Origin of the sequence: Bacillus sp. NTK034 (assembly GCF_017303275.1) — a bacterium.
Taxonomy (GTDB): Bacteria; Bacillota; Bacilli; order Bacillales; family Cytobacillaceae; genus Cytobacillus.
This window is the reverse complement of sequence record NZ_JAFKOJ010000005.1, coordinates 1-17,922: the sequence shown is the minus strand read 5'-3', so window position 1 is coordinate 17,922 and position 17,922 is coordinate 1. Positions and strand designations below refer to the sequence as shown.

Below are 17,922 nucleotides of genomic sequence, written 5' to 3'. Positions count from 1 at the left end.
GCTATTAAAATATTTTCCATTTTATATATAAAAAAATCCCCTCCAAGCATCATTCTTTCCTTCATGGTCAACATGAAGGTTTTTTTGAATGTCTACTTAAAGGGGACATTAACAAACCAATGGTTTTTATTCAGCTATTCTATTTCTTTTCTATAAGATACTCCACCAAATATTCCGCCCAAACTTCATGTCCTCTCTCACTTGGCTGACTGTTGTCACTTGTTAAGTACTCGGTGAGTTCCTGATTATCCTGTTCTGGCCATGCTGACCAGTGATCCAGGTACGTTATATTATTTTCTTCAGCAAATTTCTTTAGATTTTGTACTTGGATCGGGTAAAATTGCGAGTTGTATAAGGGATGAGCAGGCTGAATGATAAATGATGTTTCTGGATTGGCCTTCTTAACATCTTCGATAATGTTTTTGGTGTTTGCCAGGGAGCCTTCGATGCCGACAGCACCGTTGTCGTTTAGAATAAATGGCTCAAGGATGACAAGGTCAGGTTTTGTCTTAATGATATCTTGCTGCTTATTTTCCTTTATATAAGATAAAGAATTTAGATCATAGCTGTTAACAGATACTTCTAGTACTGAGTTTTTAAATTCCTTCTGTAATTCTGTTTTCAGGATTTCTGGCCAAGAAGTTTGGCCTTCTCCCAGTGCTCCTGAACCTACAATTTGTAATTTAAAAGGTTTACCTTCAGCCAGACGTTTTTTGAATACTTCCTTGCTTTCTTCAGGCCAATTGGCAGTCAGTTCTAGATCTTTAGAAGAGTTGTCTGCAGGGGGGGGTGGCAGCTTCTGTTTTCGTTTCAGCGGCTTTAGGCTTTATGACGGAAGTCTTTTCTTTCCAGTGCAAATTACCTGCTATTAAAATTACTACACAGCCAATGGCTAATATAGTAGTAAAAAATGCTTTCAAATTATTGCCTCCTATAATAATAGAATAAAGGTATCGTATTCTTAAATTATGACAAGAATCGGGCTTTATGACAACATTTTTTGACAAGTTACCTGGTAATTCCTTAATTTCTTCTATTAGTAGAAAGAGGTCAATAGTAACGGGTGTGAAAATAGGATTTGGGAGGATTTTCTCACTTTGTAAATCATGGGATATTTTGGTTTAGGACAAAAAAATAAGGGTATGAAGGTATAAGTAGAGTTGTGGATGCTGTAGGCTGCACATCAATAATTATATTTTTCAGAGTACAAAGATTTTTCTTTAGCTCTTTTAATACGTTAAAGAGATTGATATATTTAACTATTGTGTTTCTTTGATTTGAATTTCTATCGAAATCACAAAAGTAAATTATTCCAAATACAAATTTTGTCTATTGCATTGTAATATATTTGTTACAATAAGACAGATTGCTAATGTTACATTATATCTCGTTTTTTGACAAAATCGACCAAAAATATCGCGTTTTTGTGCTATAATACTATGAGCATTTTACCCTTTAAAATCAGGAGGAAACCATGGAGGAAACAATTAGTTTAAAAGAATTAATGGCAACACTTAGGAAAAGGATTCTTTTAATTCTTTCAATTACATTTGTTGCAATTTTAACAAGCGGCATTATTAGCTTTTATTTCTTAACTCCTATCTATCAGACTTCGACACAACTTCTAGTCAACCAAGCCAAAAACGAACAGCCTGTCTATAACCCGGGCGAAATCCAAACGAACCTGCAGCTGATTAATACTTATAACGTTATTATTACCAGTCCGGCTATTTTGGATAAAGTTATTAATGAGCTAGGTCTTGATTTAACAACAGAGCAGCTGAACTCAAAGATTACGGTTGGAAGCCAAAAGGACTCCCAGGTGGTAGGGATCACTGTAGAAGATGAAGATCCACAGCTTGCAGCTGATATTGCCAATACAACAGCCAGTGTGTTCCAGCGTGAAATTTCTAAGATCATGAATGTAGACAATGTAAGTATATTGGCAAAAGCTGAAGTGAAAGAGAATATGGCTCCAGTTAAACCACAGCCATTATTAAACATAGCCATCGCTTTAGTAGTAGGGTTAATGGCAGGAGTAGGTCTGGCGTTCTTACTAGAGTATTTTGACAACAGTATTAAGGATGAGCACGATGTCGAAAAACATTTGAACTTGCCGATACTTGGTGTCATTTCAAATATTGAAGATTCAAAAAACCCAACAAGACGCAGTGAAAGAGCTAAAAGTGTGACAAGGGCAGGTGGCGAGAATGCTGTTTAAAAAGAAGCAAAAGAAAATGTTAAGAGACAATAACAAACGTAAGCTAGTAACCATCTCCAGCCCCAAGTCGCCAGTTTCTGAACAATACAGAACAGTCAGAACGAATATTCAGTTTTCATCTGTTGATCAGGATTTGAGATCAATTCTAGTCACTTCTGCGGGTCCTGGTGAAGGGAAATCAACTACAGTTTCCAACCTGGCAGTTGTATTTGCAAATCAAGGAAAAAGAGTACTGCTAGTTGATGCCGATCTAAGGAAACCAACAGCACACTACACTTTTGATGTTAATAACATTACAGGCTTAACAAATATTCTTACGAAAAGTGCGACATTCGACAAAGCTGTATCATCAACAAGAGAACCTAATTTATACGTGCTTACAAGCGGACCGGTTCCTCCAAACCCGGCTGAGCTTCTTGGATCTAAAGCAATGGAAGAGTTTCTTGTACAGGCATACAAGGAATATGATCTTGTTCTGTTTGATACACCGCCAGTATTAGCTGTCGCTGATGCCCAAATTCTTGCAAACCAATGTGATGGCACAATTCTGGTTGCCCGAAGTGGAGAAACAGAAATTGATCAGGCTGTTAAAGCAAGAGAACTGCTGAACACTACGAAGAGTAAACTTCTCGGAGCGGTTTTAAATAACAAAAAACTCGAAAGTTCGCAGTATTATTATTATTACGGTCAAAAATGACGAATTTCGACAAATTATCCTGCTTTACCCTACTGGTGTAATAGTATATAGTGATAATAGTCCTGTAAAATTGGTATTAAAATGGAAGGGGTGTTTGCGATGATTGATATACATTGTCACATTTTGCCTGGTATCGATGACGGAGCCAAGCATATGAGTGAAACCATAGCCATGGCGAAAATAGCCGTTCAAGAAGGAATCGACACAATCATAGCAACCCCTCACCATAGAAACGAGAGATACGAGAATGAAAAGAAAGATATTCTTGTAAAAGTGGATGAAGTTAACAGGGTTCTAAGCAAAGAGAGGATATCGTTAAAGGTTTTAGCAGGCCAGGAAACACGTATCTTTGGAGAGTTTCTGGAAGAATATGAAGCAGGGAAAATAGTAACCCTGGCAGAATCTAACTACGTGTTCATCGAACTGCCATCTGGACATGTGCCCAGATACACAGAAAAGCTGCTTTATGATATCCAGCTAGAAGGGTTAACTCCCATTATTGTGCACCCTGAGCGCAACTCAGAAATAGCAGAGCGCCCCGAGCTAGTGTATCAGCTGGTAAAGTCAGGAGCACTAACCCAAGTGACAGCTGCAAGTCTTTGCGGCCAGTTTGGTAAAAAGATTAAAACTTTCTCACAACAGCTGATTGAAGCAAACTTAACACACTTTATCGCATCTGATGCCCACAACAACAAGAACCGCATATTCAAAATGGCCGAAGCATTTGATCTTATCGAATCCAGGTATGGGGTAGATATGGTGTATCTATTCACTGAAAATGCAGAGCTATTGGTTGAGGGGCAGAATGTAATGAGGGAAATACCTGAAAAAATTAAGAAGAAGAAGTTTCTTGGTATTTTTTAAAAAAGCCAATTGCTGCAGAAAATATTATGAATTTAAGAGTTTCGTTTGCCTTTTCAAATTTTTGAACACCCTTAACTTTATAATAAAGATGTAGTGATACTACAACAACAGGCGATGTCTCCTTGCCTTTATCAATGGGGACACTCGATGATGCTGTGGGAGGATATTCCTCCTTAGCCCCTGTGGCCAATTAGCATTAAGTGAGGACGGGTTCGATGCCCAAATGACTATTAGCAAATAAATACTTAATGAAAGTATAGGTGTCATGACACATGTATTTCCATTAGGTATTTATTTTTGTGAAAAATTACTCCGGCAGGTATTTGCGATAAATATAGTCCTTAAAAGGAAGGGGATATTTAATTGACGTATCAAAAGAGACTGACCTTTTTGGTGCTATTGGATTCATTAATTGTTTTATCAGCTATTTATGTAAGTGTGATGACACTTCACCCTACGCTTGCCTGGCTGCAATCAGAATTTGTGCTGGTTAGTGCGATTACGCTCCTGCTCAGTCATCATTTATATGCTTCTATGTATCGGCTATACAATAAGGCCTGGGAATATGCGAGTGTTGGAGAGCTTGTAGCAATTGTTAAGGCAGTGAGTCTATCAATCATGACAACAGGGATCATCCAGCAGCTGTTAATTGGAGACATTTACTTCAGGGCGTTGATGCTCGCGTTGATGATGCATGTGCTATTAATCGGCGGGTCCCGCTTTTCCTGGAGAGTGTATAGGGATCGATATATTAAAGGCACTGTAGAACAAAAGCGTACACTCATTATTGGTGCGGGTGCTGCAGGAACGATGCTGGCAAGACAGCTTTTAAAAAATGGCGATTCAGAAATTAAACCGGTTGCGTTTATCGATGATGACCCGAAAAAGTATAAATTACATATACTTGGGCTGCCTGTAGTGGGTGATTCGAAACATATTGCAAAGTCGGTTGAGACGCTGAATATTGATAAAATCGTCATTGCCATTCCTTCCCTTAGCAAGGTAGAAATGCAACGGATTTTTGAGGAATGTTCTGGTACGAATGCAAAAACAGTCATCATGCCGATGATTGAGGATGTCATGATTGGCAAGGTTTCTGTTAATCAGTTCAGGGATGTACAGGTGGAAGACCTGTTGGGGCGTGAACCTGTTAAGTTGGATATTGATAGTATTTCAGAAAAATTGACTGGAAAAACGGTTCTAGTCACGGGTGCAGGCGGATCGATTGGTTCGGAAATTTGCCGGCAGGTATCCGAGTTCCGACCGAAGAAGATTCTTCTGTTAGGGCATGGGGAGAACTCAATCTATCTGATTGATATGGAGCTTCGAAATAAACATAAAAGTGAAATAGAGATTGTGCCAGTGATTGCGGATATTCAGGATCGAAATCGCATTTTTGAAGTGATGGAGACTCATAGACCTGATGTTGTGTATCATGCAGCGGCTCATAAGCATGTTCCTTTAATGGAGTACAACCCTAAAGAGGCAGTGAAGAACAATGTTCTTGGAACAAAGAATGTGGCGGAGGCTGCTGATACCTTCGGTGTTGGGACGTTTGTGCTGGTTTCTTCGGATAAGGCGGTTAACCCTACGAATGTGATGGGGTCAACGAAGCGGATTGCGGAGATGGTTATTCAGGAGTTGGATAAGCATAGTGCTACGAACTTTGTGGCTGTACGGTTTGGGAATGTGCTTGGCAGTCGGGGGAGTGTTATTCCGCTATTTAAGAAGCAGATTCTGGCTGGTGGGCCGGTGACGGTTACACATCCGGATATGACGAGATATTTTATGACGATACCGGAGGCCTCGAGGCTTGTAATGCAAGCGGGTGCGTTGGCACGTGGTGGAGAGATCTTTGTGCTTGATATGGGTGAGCCGGTTAAGATTGTTGATTTGGCTAAGAACCTTATAACCCTTTCGGGTTATTCCGAGGAAGAGATTGGTATCAGATTTTCAGGAATTCGTCCTGGGGAGAAAATGTACGAGGAACTGCTTGGGGAGAATGAAGTTCATAAAGAAGCTGTGTTTCCGAAAATATTTATTGGTAAGGCAGTGCTTGAACAAGAGGATGAGGTTCACTCTCTAATTAATAAATTTGATGAAATGACAACTAGTGAGATTAGTGAGTTTGTGTTGAATTTGGCTAATAAAAGGAAAAATAAAATATTTTCAGTTACTAAATGAGCAAAAGGCTAATAATAGGTACATTTAGTTAACATAGGCTCTTGCTCATATTTCTAACAATTATGAGAAGGGGTTTATATTTTGAAGTGATATTTAGAACTTTAATTGTTATTGGTTATGCACAAAGACTCTTAAGTTGATAATCAGGAAGGAAGTCTGTGGTATGGGAGAAAGAATATTCCTATCTTCGCCACATATGAGCGATGAAGGCTATGAATTGCAATATGTAAAGGAAGCTTTTGATACAAACTGGATAGCGCCCCTTGGTGAAAACGTAAACGGGTTTGAAAAAGAGTTAGCTGAAAAGGTTGGCTCTAAAGCTGCAGCAGCACTATCATCAGGAACAGCTGCTATTCATTTGGCTTTAAAAGCAGCTGGTGTTGGTGAAGGGGATATTGTTTTTTGTCCCACGCTTACATTTTCTGCTACAGCAAATCCAATCATCTATCAAAATGCGATTCCAGTATTTATTGATAGTGATTATGAAACTTGGAATATGAGTCCAACGGCTTTAGAAGAGGCATTTGAAAAATATCCAGAGGTAAAGGCAGTGCTGGTTGTTCATTTATATGGCTTGTCTGCTGATATGGATAAAATTATGGACATTTGTCAAAAACGTAATGTACCAGTAATTGAGGATGCTGCAGAATCTTTAGGTACCTATTATAAAGGAAAGCATACTGGAACATTTGGTGATTACGGTATCTTCTCTTTTAATGGAAACAAGATTATTACAACTTCTGGTGGTGGTATGCTAGTTTCTGATTATGAAGAAAGAATTGCCAAGGCTCGATTCTGGGCTACTCAGAGTAGGGATCAGGCTAAACACTACCAACATAGTGAATTAGGCTTTAACTATCGAATGAGTAATGTCGTTGCTGGAATTGGAAGAGGACAGCTTAAGGTATTAGAACAGAGAGTAGAAAAGAAAAGGTATATTTTCAACTTCTACAAACGAGAATTAGGTGGGCTTGATGGTGTTGAGTTCATGCCAAGCAATGAGTGGAACGAACCGAATTACTGGCTAAGCTCAATGATCCTAACTGGACATGTGAGACCTACTGATATTATGGAGGCTCTTGAACAAGAGAATATCGAGTCAAGACCAGTTTGGAAGCCAATGCACATGCAGCCTTTCTTCGAACAGTATGCTTTTGTTGGAGAGGATGTTTCGAAGAAACTTTTTGAGAATGGTGTTTGCTTGCCGTCTGATACGAAGATGGCGAATGAGGATTTAGAAAAAGTTTGTAAGATTATTAAGGGGCTGTGGATAAGGTAATGAGTCATTCCAAAGGTGGTATTTATAGAAGATTTATAAAAAGGCCGATGGATTTTATCCTATCTTTGATTGCTATTATCATTCTTTGTCCAGTATTTCTGATTGTTGCAATATTAGTAAGGATAAAACTTGGTAGCCCCATTATTTTTAAGCAAAATAGACCTGGGCTTAATGAAAAAATTTTTATGATGTATAAGTTTAGGACAATGACAGATGAGAGAGATGAGAATGGTGATTTGCTTCATGATAGTATTAGATTAACCAGGTTTGGAAGTTTTCTTCGTTCGACTTCACTTGATGAGCTACCGGAGCTTATAAATATTTTAAAAGGGGATATGTCAATTATAGGTCCAAGACCATTATTGGTTCAGTATCTCCCACTTTATAATGAACATCATAAACGCCGCCATGAGGTAAGACCTGGATTATCAGGCTTGGCACAGGCCAATGGAAGAAATGCAATTAGTTGGGAAGAAAAATTCGACCTTGATGTTCGTTATGTAGATAATGTGAATTTCGTTGAAGATTGGAAGATCATCTTTATGACGATAAAAAAAGTGTTAATTAGAGAGGGAATTAGTTCAGAAACAACAGTTACAATGGAGCCGTTTAAAGGTAGTAAAAAGGAAAGTGCTAATTATGAAAGATAAACTTCTTATTATCGGTGCTAGTGGCCATGGAAAAGTTGTTGCAGATATTGCGTTGAAAATGAATAAATGGAGCGTATTAGCCTTCTTAGATGATGACAAAAGTTTAAAATCATCAATGGGGCTCGAGATACTTGGAACATCAACAGATGTAAAAAAGTATATTGATCAATACCAGATATTCGTAGGAATTGGTAATAATATAACGAGAAAAAAAATTTTTTTGCAGCTTGAAGGAGCAGGTGCAAGTATTCCGGCTCTAATTCACCCGAAATCAACAATTGGAGAACAAGTTGAAATTGGGCTTGGAACTGCTATTATGGCTGGATCAATAATAAACTGCTGTACCAAAATAGGTAAAGGGTGCATTATTAATACCGGATCAACAATTGACCATGACAATTTAATAGAAGATTTTGTTCATATATCACCAGGAGTTCACCTTGCAGGGACGGTTAAAGTGGAACAAGGAACATGGTTGGGTATTGGGAGTACAGTAATCAATAATATAAATATTGCAAAGGGATGTTTAATAGGTGCAGGGGCAGTAGTTGTAAAAGATATAACTGTATCTGGAACTTACACTGGTGTTCCGGCAAGGAGAATAAAATAGGATGAATATTCTTTTTCTGACACTTTTAGATTTTTCGACAATTAAGACAAGTGGTATATATACTGATTTAATGCGAGAGTTTTTAAAAGAGGAACACAATGTCTATATTATTTCTCCAACGGAGAAAAGGAAACAACAACCAACTAATATTATAGATAAAGGTAATTATAAAATACTGAAATTACAGATTGGTAATATCCAAAAGACCAATTTTATTGAGAAAGGCATATCAACCATTACTTTAGAATCACAATTTTTAAAAGGTATAAAAAAATATTTCTCCAATGTTAAGTTCGATTTGGTTATTTATTCTACGCCTCCTATTACTTTACAAAAAGCGGTAGCTTACGTAAAATTTCGGGATAACGCAAAAGCTTATTTGCTTCTAAAGGATATTTTTCCTCAAAATGCAGTTGATCTTGGGTTGCTAACAACGACTGGTATCAAAAGTGTACTTTACAACTATTTTAGGAATAAAGAAAAGGAATTATATAAACTTTCAGATTATATAGGGTGTATGTCAAAAGCAAATGTAGATTTTTTGTTAACACATAACCCGGGGATACCCCCTGAAATTGTTGAGATATGTCCAAATAGTATTGAACCTTTAACCATAAAAAAGGATGAGAAAAGAATAGCAGAAGTTAAGGAAAAGTATAACATTCCTTTAGATAAAACTGTTTTCATATATGGTGGAAATCTTGGTAAACCCCAGGGGATTGACTTTTTAATGGAGTGCTTAAAGGCAAATAAAGAAAATCAACATGTTTATTTTATCATTGCTGGGTCAGGGACTGAGTTTAATAAACTAAAGACATTTTTTAAAAAAGAAAATCTAAAAAATGCACAGTTATTCGCTCAGCTACCTAAGGATGACTATGAAAGCCTAGCTAATTCATGTGATGTGGGACTTATATTTCTTGATAAAAGATTTACAATACCTAATTTCCCATCAAGACTACTGTCTTATATGCAGGCTTCAATGCCTGTAATAGCAGCGACAGATAATAATACTGATTTAGGTAAAGTGATAGAAAAAGGAGACTTTGGTTATTGGTGTCAGAGTGGTGATTTAAGAGCATTTAATCAGCATGTGGAGTTGCTATGCGATACTGATATGAGAAAACGAATGGGCGAAAATGCTAAGGCGTATTTAAACAATAATTATACCGCAAAACACTCATATGAAATAATAATGCGACACTTTTAATAAGGAAAAGAGGTTCAATAAATGTTTAAAGATAAAACCTTACTTATTACCGGCGGCACAGGTTCATTTGGCAATGCTGTTATGAATAGGTTTTTAGATACAGATATAAAAGAAATTAGAATTTTTTCAAGAGATGAGAAAAAACAAGATGATATGCGTAAGCTCTATAAAAATGACAAACTTAAGTTTTACTTAGGAGATGTAAGAGACCTTGGCAGTGTTAAAAATGCGATGCACGGTGTTGATTATATTTTTCATGCTGCTGCACTTAAGCAAGTACCATCTTGTGAATTTTTTCCTTTAGAAGCAGTAAAAACAAATATAATTGGAACAGATAATGTTCTTACTGGTGCTATTGAAAGCGGCGTAAAAAAAGTGATTTGCTTGTCTACAGATAAAGCTGCTTATCCTATTAATGCGATGGGGATCTCAAAAGCTATGATGGAAAAAGTTTTTGTAGCGAAGGCTAAAACTGTAAATCCAGACAGAACATTAATATGTGGCACTCGTTATGGTAATGTAATGGCTTCTAGAGGTTCTGTTATTCCGCTATTTATTGAGCAGATTAAGAGTGGACAACCTATTACGGTTACTGATCCAAACATGACTAGATTCTTGATGAGCCTTGAAGAGGCGGTAGAACTAGTAGTGTTTGCATTTGAAAATGCAGAGGCAGGAGACATCATGGTGCAAAAGGCACCAGCATCGACAATAGGGGATCTTGCCCAAGCAATCAAGGAATTATTTAATGCTGACAATGAAATAAAGACCATTGGTACTCGTCATGGAGAAAAGCTATATGAAACTCTTCTTACTAGAGAGGAACATGTGGTTTCTGAAGATATGGGTGGTTTTTATAGAGTACCTGCTGATAAAAGAGATTTAAACTATGATAAGTATTTTGTAGAAGGTGATAAAAAGTTATCATCTGAAGATGAGTATAATTCTCATAACACTCAAAGATTAAACATTGAGCAAATTAAAGATAAGTTATTAATGCTGGATTATGTCCGGGAAGAATTGAAAGGTTGGAATCAGTAATGAAGATATTAGTGACCGGTGCAAAGGGGTTTATCGGTAAAAACCTTGTGTCAGAATTAAGAAACAGGGGCTATACTGATATCTATGAATTCAGTAAGGAAACCGATCGATCCTCACTGGATCAGTATTGTAAAGAAGCTGATTTTGTATTTCATCTAGCTGGTGTAAATCGCCCTAAGGACCAATCTGAATTCATGGATGGTAATTATGGGTTAACTTCAATGTTACTCGAAACCTTAGAAAAACACCAAAATATTTGTCCAGTAATGGTTTCTTCATCTATCCAAGCAGAACTAAATAACCCATATGGTATTAGTAAAAAAGCAGGTGAAGATTTACTTTTCAAATATGGCAAGGAAACGGGAGCAAAGGTATTGGTTTATCGCTTCCCTAATGTTTTTGGGAAATGGTGTAGACCTAATTATAACAGTGCAATTGCAACTTTTTGCCATAATATTGCTCATGGGATACCAATTAGCATAAATGATTCAAGTGTTGTTATGAACATAGTGTATATTGATGATGTAGTTGAAGAGCTGATTAATGCATTGAAGGGTAATGAAAACTCCAATGGAGATTTTTGTGAAGTTCCAGTAGTTTACTCTATCGCTCTTGGAAAAATTGCTGAATTAATTTATTCCTTCAAAGAGAGTCGTATAGAACGCTCAATTCCTAATATGTCTAACCAGTTAACAAAAAAGCTATATAGTACTTATCTTAGTTACTTGCCTGAAAATCAATTTAGTTATGACCTTAAAATGAATGTAGATCAAAGAGGTTCGTTTACTGAATTTATAAAGACACCGGATAGGGGACAAGTTTCTGTAAATATTTCTAAACCTGGTATAACAAAAGGAAATCATTGGCACCATACAAAAAATGAAAAGTTTCTTGTGGTAAGTGGAATGGGAGTTATCCGATTTAGAAAGATTGACTCAGATGAAGTCATTGAATATTTTGTTAGTGGAGAAAAATTAGAAGTAGTTGATATCCCAACTGGTTACACTCATAATATTGAAAATTTAGGGGAAACCGATATGGTCACTATTATGTGGGCAAATGAATATTTTGACCCTGAAAAGCCAGACACCTATTTCTTGGAGGTATAATACGTGAAAAAATTAAAAGTTATGACAGTTGTAGGTACTAGACCAGAGATTATAAGACTGTCAGCTGTTATAAATAAATTAGAAGAATCAAGTGCAATAGACCATATTCTAATCCACACAGGACAAAATTATGATTATGAATTAAATGAAGTATTTTTTAAGGATTTTAATTTAAAAAAACCTGATTATTTCCTAAATGCTGCAACTGGAACAGCAGTAGAAACAATAGGGAATATCTTAGTTAAAATAGATCCTATTATGGAAGAAGTAAAACCTGATGCTTTTTTGGTATTAGGAGACACCAATAGTTGTTTATGTGCAATTGCAGCAAAGAGAAGACATATTCCAATTTTTCATATGGAAGCAGGTAATAGATGCTTCGATCAAAGAGTACCTGAAGAAACAAACAGAAAAATAGTTGACCACACAGCTGATATCAACCTAACTTATAGTGATATTGCAAGAGAATATTTATTAAGTGAAGGCTTACCTGCTGATCGAATAATTAAAACTGGTAGTCCTATGTTTGAAGTTCTAAACTCAAGAAAGAAAGACATTGAAAAATCTGATGTCCTACAGAGACTTGAACTAGAAGAAGGAAAGTATTTTGTCGTATCAGCTCATAGAGAAGAAAATATCAACTCGGAAGCCAATTTTTTAGATCTTGTTGATAGTCTAAATGCCGTTGCTGAAAAGTACAATATTCCTGTAATTATAAGTACGCACCCGAGAACTAGAAATATGATTGATGCTAAAGGCATTGAGTTTAACCCTTTGGTAATAACGATGAAGCCTTTAGGCTTTAATGATTATAATAAACTTCAATTAAATGCTAAAGCGGTTCTAAGTGATAGTGGAACGATTAGTGAAGAGTCTTCTATTCTTGGTTTTAAAGCACTTAATATTAGACAAGCCCATGAAAGACCAGAGGCAATGGAAGAGGCTTCGGTTATGATGGTGGGGTTAAAGAAGGATAGAGTCTTACAAGGATTAGAAATTCTGGAGGCACAAGGTGAAGGTGTACTAAGAATTGTTAATGATTATAGTATGCCAAATGTTTCAGATAAAGTTCTTAGAATTATATTATCATATACAGATTATGTGAATAGAGTTGTATGGGGGAAAGTTAAATAATATTAATGTATATGAAGCTATAAAAGAAAAAATAGGGATGTAGTTTTAATAGATGTCAAAGGAATTTTTGATTGAAAAGGCAGAAGAATTGAGATATTTATATTGGAGTTTGTAGAAAAGATACCAGGCTACCGAGGCTTTTACTTTGTATGAGTATAGCCTTTAGCAATGGAAATTAATGCTTAAGGATGTTTTGGAATGAAAAAAAATATCTTAATCATTGGACCGTATTTGCCAGGAAAAGAATATGGTGGCCCTGTAAAGTCACTTTTAAATTTAGTAGAAAGATTAAGTGATGATTATAATTTTTATGTTATTACTAATGATCGTGATTTAAATGCAGTAAAACCATATACTGATGTGCAAATTGGTTCTTGGAATACTGTTGGTAAAGCAAAGGTCTATTATATACCTCAAGGAAAAGAGTTTAGTTCTGTAAAATCTCTTCTTAAAGAACAGGATTTTGATTTAATATATATCAGCAGCTTCTTTTCGAAATTGTCTGTATTTGTACTTTGGCTTAAAAGGTTGAATTATACGAAAGAGCCTGTAATAGTTGCTCCAAGAGGAGAATTCTCAAAGGGAGCATTATCAATTAAAACCGATAAAAAGAAATTATATATTAATATATTTAAATTCATTAATTTACACAAAAAAATTACCTTTACATGTACTTCAAATTCGGATAAACAAGATATAATTAACTTATTTGGAAGCCAGGTTAAAGTCAATATAGCTGGTAATATAGTGAATAGTGATATAGATCCCTTCACCTATCCTATAAATAAAAAGAGTGGCCAATTAAGAATAGCTACTGTATCTAGAATCTCTAGAATAAAAAACTTAGACTTTTCTTTACAAATTCTAAGAGAAGTAGATAAAAGTGATCAAAAATTTAATGAAATTGTATTTGACATATATGGGCCTTTAGAGGATAAAGAGTACTGGAAAGAATGTTTAATAATTTCTGAAGACTTGAGCGATAGAGTGAAAGTAAATTATAAGGGAGCATTAAGTTATACTGAAGTACCCAAAGTACTATCCCTATATCATACATTTTTGTTTCCAACGAAGGGGGAGAATTTTGGTCATGTCATACAAGAGTCCCTTCTGTCAGGGTGTCCAGTTATAACAAGTGATCAAACCCCATGGAAAAACTTAAACGAACTTGGGATAGGGTTCGATATTCCACTAGATATGCAATTTAAATTTATAGATGCCATTAGTCATTATTTATATATGGATAATGATAATTATAAGTTAGTGTCTAAAAAGGCATATGAATACGGAAAGTATAAAGTTGATAACCAGTTAGCTTTAAAGGAACATATTAATATGTTTAATAATGTATTGAGATAAAAGATATGAAGTGATATTGGTACTCATAGAAAGAACCAGAATACCATACTTGATTAACGTGATCTAATACAACAACATCAATAATATAACACTGTAATTTTAAAAAAGGAATTTATATTTAATGAGGAATATACTGTTTTATACTTTAGCAAAGTTTGTCCCAGTTTTGGTTGGAATTTTGTTAGTACCGTTACTTGTTAAGTCCTTAGATCCTACTGAATATGGAGCATATTATTCTCTTAATCAATTATTTAATATGTTAAATACAATTTTATTAGCAAGTACAATGTATTTACAAAATCACTATTTAGAGAAACCCCAACTTTTAAGTGTAATTCAAATGAGTACTTTATTAATAGCATCAGGACTCGCAATAATAGGAAGCTTTTTATTTTATATTTTCTTTCAAGATTTCGGTTTGAACATTACTGTTTTATTGTTATTTAATTTAGTATTGTTTGGAATTTACCAGAATAAGATGATTATATTAAACGTTTCGGGAAATGCTCTACATTATTCTGGAGGGCAAATTATATTTTCCTTGTTAAAACTTTTATTTATAGTTTTATTCTTCGCATTTCTTCCTAAGAACTTTGAGTTTGTATTTATAGGTCAATTTATTAGTCTATTTATAATTATTTGTTATCTTGAATTTCTGAATAAATCTTTTAAAAGAATCCCATTTAAGGAAGTTAGGTATTATACAATTAAGGTTTTAGGTTTTGGTATAATTCTATCCATTATAGCTTCTTCAGATATGGTACTTAATTTTATAAATATACTTTTCGCAAACCAAAATTTTAATAAGACTCAATTAGGGATATATAGTGCTAACTTTAGCATTTTAAATATGTTAGTTGTACTACCACCTTCCATCTTGTATTTACCATTTATCTCAAAAATATATACTGAAAAAAAGAGAAATAATTACCAAGGTGTGAAGATCTTATTTAAACAACTTTATATTTTTAGTTTTATTTTAATAATAAGCATATTAGTATTTCTTTATTACTTTGGAGAGATAATAATACACGTTGCTGCATCCAAAAGTCATACAGAAAATTATATAGACTATTATTTATTAACATTTGGTTTTGCACTGTTTTCTTTTTCAAAAATAGAAATGTTAAAATCTCAAATTTTTAATACTAATAAAAAGTTTCTACTTTTTATTTTTCTATTTGTATTAATTTTTACAATAGTAGTTTCAGCTTTTTTATTTGGACTCTACCAATTAAGAGGGGCTGTAATATCAAATAGTTTGGGTTATTTGATTTTATATTTATTACTAGTATTAGTAAATAAAAATATTATTTATACGAGGGGTAAGTCCCGTGAAAATAATTAAGTTGTTCTTTACTGTTACTTTTATTATTCTAACTATTACTCAGTACCGAGTACTTGAAAATATTTCCGTATTATTCATGTTAAGATTTGTTAGTATTTTTGCAAGTATTTTTATTTTAACTATGTACTTATATGGGAATAATAAATTACTAGTAAAAAAAATAGATATAGTAAAATTTATGTTAATAGCAGTGGCTTCCCTATTGAACTTATTTATTTATGAGGGAACTAGTATATTGTTTAATAGCTCTTTTATAACTATGTGTTTATTTATATTGGCTGTTGTTATTTTTGTTTTTCCATCAATTGAAGATTCGGTGTTGGATAATATAATTAAATTACTATTTTGGGTACTAGTTATCTTTGTGTTTCTTCCTAACTTTGTACTAACCTTTGATCCTAGTAAATATTATGTTCAAGGTGAAAGAATAAGATTTGTTGGAATGTTTAACAATGCCAATAGTTTAGGTGCTCACTTGTATTTACTCATAATAATATCAGTAAAGTTAAGTAGTAACCAAAATATGATAAGATATAAATGGGTTTATTTTGTAATAATATTTGGTAGTATTTATACAATAATATTGGCGAACTCTAGAACACCATTAATTGCAACTCTAATATTATTTTTTATTGGTTTTTATTTATGGGTTTTTAGAAAAATTGAAAGTAAAACAAAGGTAATTTTTGTACAACTCATGATTATTATTTGTTTTTTGTTAGTGGTTTTATTCTCGAATAAATATCTTCCTGGAGTTAGTTTTAGTGAATTAGATAAACTTTCAAGCAGCAGATTATCAATCTGGAATAGTGTTTTGACAGAAAGATCTATCGTAAATCAATTCTTTGGTAATGGATCTACTAGGGATGGTTTATATTCCAACTTAGTTATAACAAATGGGTATGTTGAATTGTTATATTATTTTGGTATAATCGGTTTTTTGTTTTGGATAATATTAATATTCACTTCACCGATGTTTAAAGAATCAGCTAAAAGTAAAAACAAAAATATAACCAAATATGCAATTATTATATCTATGTTTATCTACTTTATCGGTGAGGGAGGAATTGTTTCCTTTTCAAACGTTATAAGCCTCTATTTTTGGATAGAATTATCGAATAGAAGCAGTGTTTATAGTTCTGCTTAGCAATAAAGACGGTATTTGACCCACTTGCAGTGCATAGATGTATTTCATTTGAATTAATTCAAAAAAGTGGCCTGACCCCGGATACGGTGAAGTTTTTAAGTGTGAAAAAAGCAAAACCTTGCTGCTAGTTGGCAGCAAGGTTTTCGCTTTATTCGTTCTCGTAAGCTTTTTGTAAAAGCGTGTCTAGTATAATAAATAGATTAAAATTATAAAAAAACTACCGTAATCTGTGTTGCCAAGAAATGTGCATATGTGCATTCTAAGATAGCAGTCCTGTGATTACCACTTAAATGCCGGTGTATACCCCCTAAAGTGTGGTCAACTGATAAAATGGAATTCAGATAGTATTTTATAGAAAGAACCTAGCCTTATTGTTAGGTCTTTTTTACATTTCCCATAGTTAATTATAATTTCTCTATTTGCGATAAGTGTTTCTTTGTATAAGCTCTTGTCTTCTATCAAGATTTATTAAAGAAAACAATAAGTCATTATAAAAACTATTGTCAGTTTTAGCTGAGAAAAGCGTGCCTGATCCCACATACAGTGAAGCATTAAAAATCGACTAGCTTGGTGGTAACTGAGTTAGCTTGCTTCACTCAATTGCAAAAAGCAGAAGAACTATAAGAGGAAGCAATTGTTTTAGTTTTGCTTCCAGAAAACCTATTATCAGATAGTATTGCTTTATTAAATTTCCTTCTGAATTCCTTCTAAGATTGCTTTGATGTATCTTTCTCCCTCTAATACAAGATCAAACTGGTCAAATAATTGCCAATCATATAATGTCCCCCGCATGCAGCGCGTGATTAACATGGTTAATTCACTCGGAGACCGATCTACTTTTATCTCCCCAACCATCTGCCCTTCCTCTACTAATTTGTAAACAATCTTATAGAGATGTCTTTTCATATTCGAGAAGTAATCGGATTTATTAGGGATTAAAGCACTGACATAAACCGTTCTGAGCAGGTCCTTGTAAACGCTAGAATAAAGTTGACAGTTTTTGCTCGATAAGATTTTACACTTTTGCTCAATCAACCTACTACTTTAGTAAAATAAATCGTGACGTTAT

Annotated in this window: 17 protein-coding genes; 14 read left to right on the top strand and 3 right to left on the bottom strand. The window is 34.4% G+C overall.

Annotation, left to right across the window (positions count from 1 at the left end; all coding sequences use genetic code 11):
* Window positions 1–139: 139 nt before the first annotated feature.
* Both JI665_RS29210 and JI665_RS15145 read right to left on the bottom strand, forming a co-directional pair.
* Window positions 140–658: an SGNH/GDSL hydrolase family protein gene (locus tag JI665_RS29210; protein WP_414635273.1), complete on the bottom strand. Its 519-nt coding sequence runs from the start codon at window positions 656–658 to the stop codon at window positions 140–142.
* 106 nt (window positions 659–764) lie between these two features.
* Window positions 765–920 carry a hypothetical protein gene (locus tag JI665_RS15145; RefSeq protein WP_206840488.1) on the bottom strand — a complete coding sequence of 52 codons (156 nt, stop codon included), beginning with the start codon at window positions 918–920 and terminating at the stop codon, window positions 765–767.
* Between the two features lie 554 nt (window positions 921–1,474).
* Between JI665_RS15145 and JI665_RS15140 the strand changes: the two genes are divergently transcribed.
* The 14 genes from JI665_RS15140 to JI665_RS15075 all read left to right on the top strand — a co-directional run bounded on the left by JI665_RS15140 (window position 1,475) and on the right by JI665_RS15075 (window position 16,853).
* Entirely contained in the window at window positions 1,475–2,221 is a 747-nt protein-coding gene (locus tag JI665_RS15140; protein ID WP_206840486.1) for a YveK family protein, read from the top strand.
* The gene (locus tag JI665_RS15135; protein ID WP_206840484.1) at window positions 2,211–2,918 is read left to right on the top strand and encodes a CpsD/CapB family tyrosine-protein kinase; all 708 of its coding nucleotides are present in this window, start codon (window positions 2,211–2,213) and stop codon (window positions 2,916–2,918) included. Before JI665_RS15140 ends, JI665_RS15135 begins: the two co-directional genes overlap by 11 nt.
* Window positions 2,919–3,017: 99 nt before the next feature.
* On the top strand, window positions 3,018–3,782 hold the full coding sequence (locus JI665_RS15130; RefSeq protein ID WP_206840482.1) for a tyrosine-protein phosphatase: 765 nt from the start codon (window positions 3,018–3,020) through the stop codon (window positions 3,780–3,782).
* Window positions 3,783–4,145: 363 nt separating this feature from the next.
* Window positions 4,146–5,966, top strand: coding sequence for a polysaccharide biosynthesis protein (locus tag JI665_RS15125; protein WP_206840480.1), 1,821 nt, complete (start codon window positions 4,146–4,148; stop codon window positions 5,964–5,966).
* Window positions 5,967–6,129: 163 nt separating this feature from the next.
* A complete protein-coding gene (locus JI665_RS15120) occupies window positions 6,130–7,245 on the top strand; it encodes a DegT/DnrJ/EryC1/StrS family aminotransferase (RefSeq protein WP_206840479.1) in 1,116 nt (371 codons plus the stop codon).
* A complete protein-coding gene (locus tag JI665_RS15115) occupies window positions 7,245–7,895 on the top strand; it encodes a sugar transferase (RefSeq protein WP_211202596.1) in 651 nt (216 codons plus the stop codon). Before JI665_RS15120 ends, JI665_RS15115 begins: the two co-directional genes overlap by 1 nt.
* Window positions 7,885–8,505, top strand: a complete 621-nt coding sequence (locus JI665_RS15110) for an acetyltransferase (RefSeq protein ID WP_206840477.1) — start codon at window positions 7,885–7,887, stop codon at window positions 8,503–8,505. Before JI665_RS15115 ends, JI665_RS15110 begins: the two co-directional genes overlap by 11 nt.
* A gap of 1 nt (window position 8,506) precedes the next feature.
* Window positions 8,507–9,715, top strand: a complete 1,209-nt coding sequence (locus JI665_RS15105; protein ID WP_206840475.1) for a glycosyltransferase family 4 protein — start codon at window positions 8,507–8,509, stop codon at window positions 9,713–9,715.
* 21 nt (window positions 9,716–9,736) lie between these two features.
* Window positions 9,737–10,756 carry a polysaccharide biosynthesis protein gene (locus JI665_RS15100; RefSeq protein ID WP_206840472.1) on the top strand — a complete coding sequence of 340 codons (1,020 nt, stop codon included), beginning with the start codon at window positions 9,737–9,739 and terminating at the stop codon, window positions 10,754–10,756.
* Window positions 10,756–11,865 (top strand): capsular polysaccharide biosynthesis protein CapF, encoded by a 1,110-nt coding sequence (locus tag JI665_RS15095; protein ID WP_206840470.1) that lies wholly within the window; start codon window positions 10,756–10,758, stop codon window positions 11,863–11,865. Before JI665_RS15100 ends, JI665_RS15095 begins: the two co-directional genes overlap by 1 nt.
* 3 nt (window positions 11,866–11,868) lie before the next feature.
* Window positions 11,869–12,999 carry a non-hydrolyzing UDP-N-acetylglucosamine 2-epimerase gene (wecB, locus tag JI665_RS15090; protein ID WP_206840468.1) on the top strand — a complete coding sequence of 377 codons (1,131 nt, stop codon included), beginning with the start codon at window positions 11,869–11,871 and terminating at the stop codon, window positions 12,997–12,999.
* A gap of 198 nt (window positions 13,000–13,197) precedes the next feature.
* Window positions 13,198–14,358, top strand: coding sequence for a glycosyltransferase family 4 protein (locus JI665_RS15085; RefSeq protein WP_206840467.1), 1,161 nt, complete (start codon window positions 13,198–13,200; stop codon window positions 14,356–14,358).
* 121 nt (window positions 14,359–14,479) lie between these two features.
* Window positions 14,480–15,706 carry a hypothetical protein gene (locus JI665_RS15080; RefSeq protein WP_206840465.1) on the top strand — a complete coding sequence of 409 codons (1,227 nt, stop codon included), beginning with the start codon at window positions 14,480–14,482 and terminating at the stop codon, window positions 15,704–15,706.
* Window positions 15,693–16,853 carry an O-antigen ligase family protein gene (locus JI665_RS15075; RefSeq protein WP_206840462.1) on the top strand — a complete coding sequence of 387 codons (1,161 nt, stop codon included), beginning with the start codon at window positions 15,693–15,695 and terminating at the stop codon, window positions 16,851–16,853. Before JI665_RS15080 ends, JI665_RS15075 begins: the two co-directional genes overlap by 14 nt.
* A 684-nt stretch (window positions 16,854–17,537) precedes the next feature.
* Here the strand turns inward: JI665_RS15075 and JI665_RS15070 are convergent.
* Window positions 17,538–17,708, bottom strand: coding sequence for a hypothetical protein (locus JI665_RS15070; RefSeq protein WP_206840461.1), 171 nt, complete (start codon window positions 17,706–17,708; stop codon window positions 17,538–17,540).
* Window positions 17,709–17,922 lie beyond the last annotated feature (214 nt).

Bases quoted from the DNA above. Each gene is read 5' to 3' on its own strand.
- JI665_RS15085 (WP_206840467.1), top strand. From the start codon at position 13,198: ATGAAAAAAAATATCTTAATCATTGGACCGTATTTGCCAGGAAAAGAA.
- JI665_RS15120 (WP_206840479.1), top strand. From the start codon at position 6,130: ATGGGAGAAAGAATATTCCTATCTTCGCCACATATGAGCGATGAAGGC.
- JI665_RS15080 (WP_206840465.1), top strand. From the start codon at position 14,480: ATGAGGAATATACTGTTTTATACTTTAGCAAAGTTTGTCCCAGTTTTG.
- JI665_RS15115 (WP_211202596.1), top strand. From the start codon at position 7,245: ATGAGTCATTCCAAAGGTGGTATTTATAGAAGATTTATAAAAAGGCCG.
- JI665_RS15070 (WP_206840461.1), bottom strand. From the start codon at position 17,708: ATGGTTGGGGAGATAAAAGTAGATCGGTCTCCGAGTGAATTAACCATG.
- JI665_RS15135 (WP_206840484.1), top strand. From the start codon at position 2,211: ATGCTGTTTAAAAAGAAGCAAAAGAAAATGTTAAGAGACAATAACAAA.
- JI665_RS15105 (WP_206840475.1), top strand. From the start codon at position 8,507: ATGAATATTCTTTTTCTGACACTTTTAGATTTTTCGACAATTAAGACA.
- JI665_RS15100 (WP_206840472.1), top strand. From the start codon at position 9,737: ATGTTTAAAGATAAAACCTTACTTATTACCGGCGGCACAGGTTCATTT.
- JI665_RS15130 (WP_206840482.1), top strand. From the start codon at position 3,018: ATGATTGATATACATTGTCACATTTTGCCTGGTATCGATGACGGAGCC.
- JI665_RS15095 (WP_206840470.1), top strand. From the start codon at position 10,756: ATGAAGATATTAGTGACCGGTGCAAAGGGGTTTATCGGTAAAAACCTT.
- JI665_RS15140 (WP_206840486.1), top strand. From the start codon at position 1,475: ATGGAGGAAACAATTAGTTTAAAAGAATTAATGGCAACACTTAGGAAA.
- JI665_RS15110 (WP_206840477.1), top strand. From the start codon at position 7,885: ATGAAAGATAAACTTCTTATTATCGGTGCTAGTGGCCATGGAAAAGTT.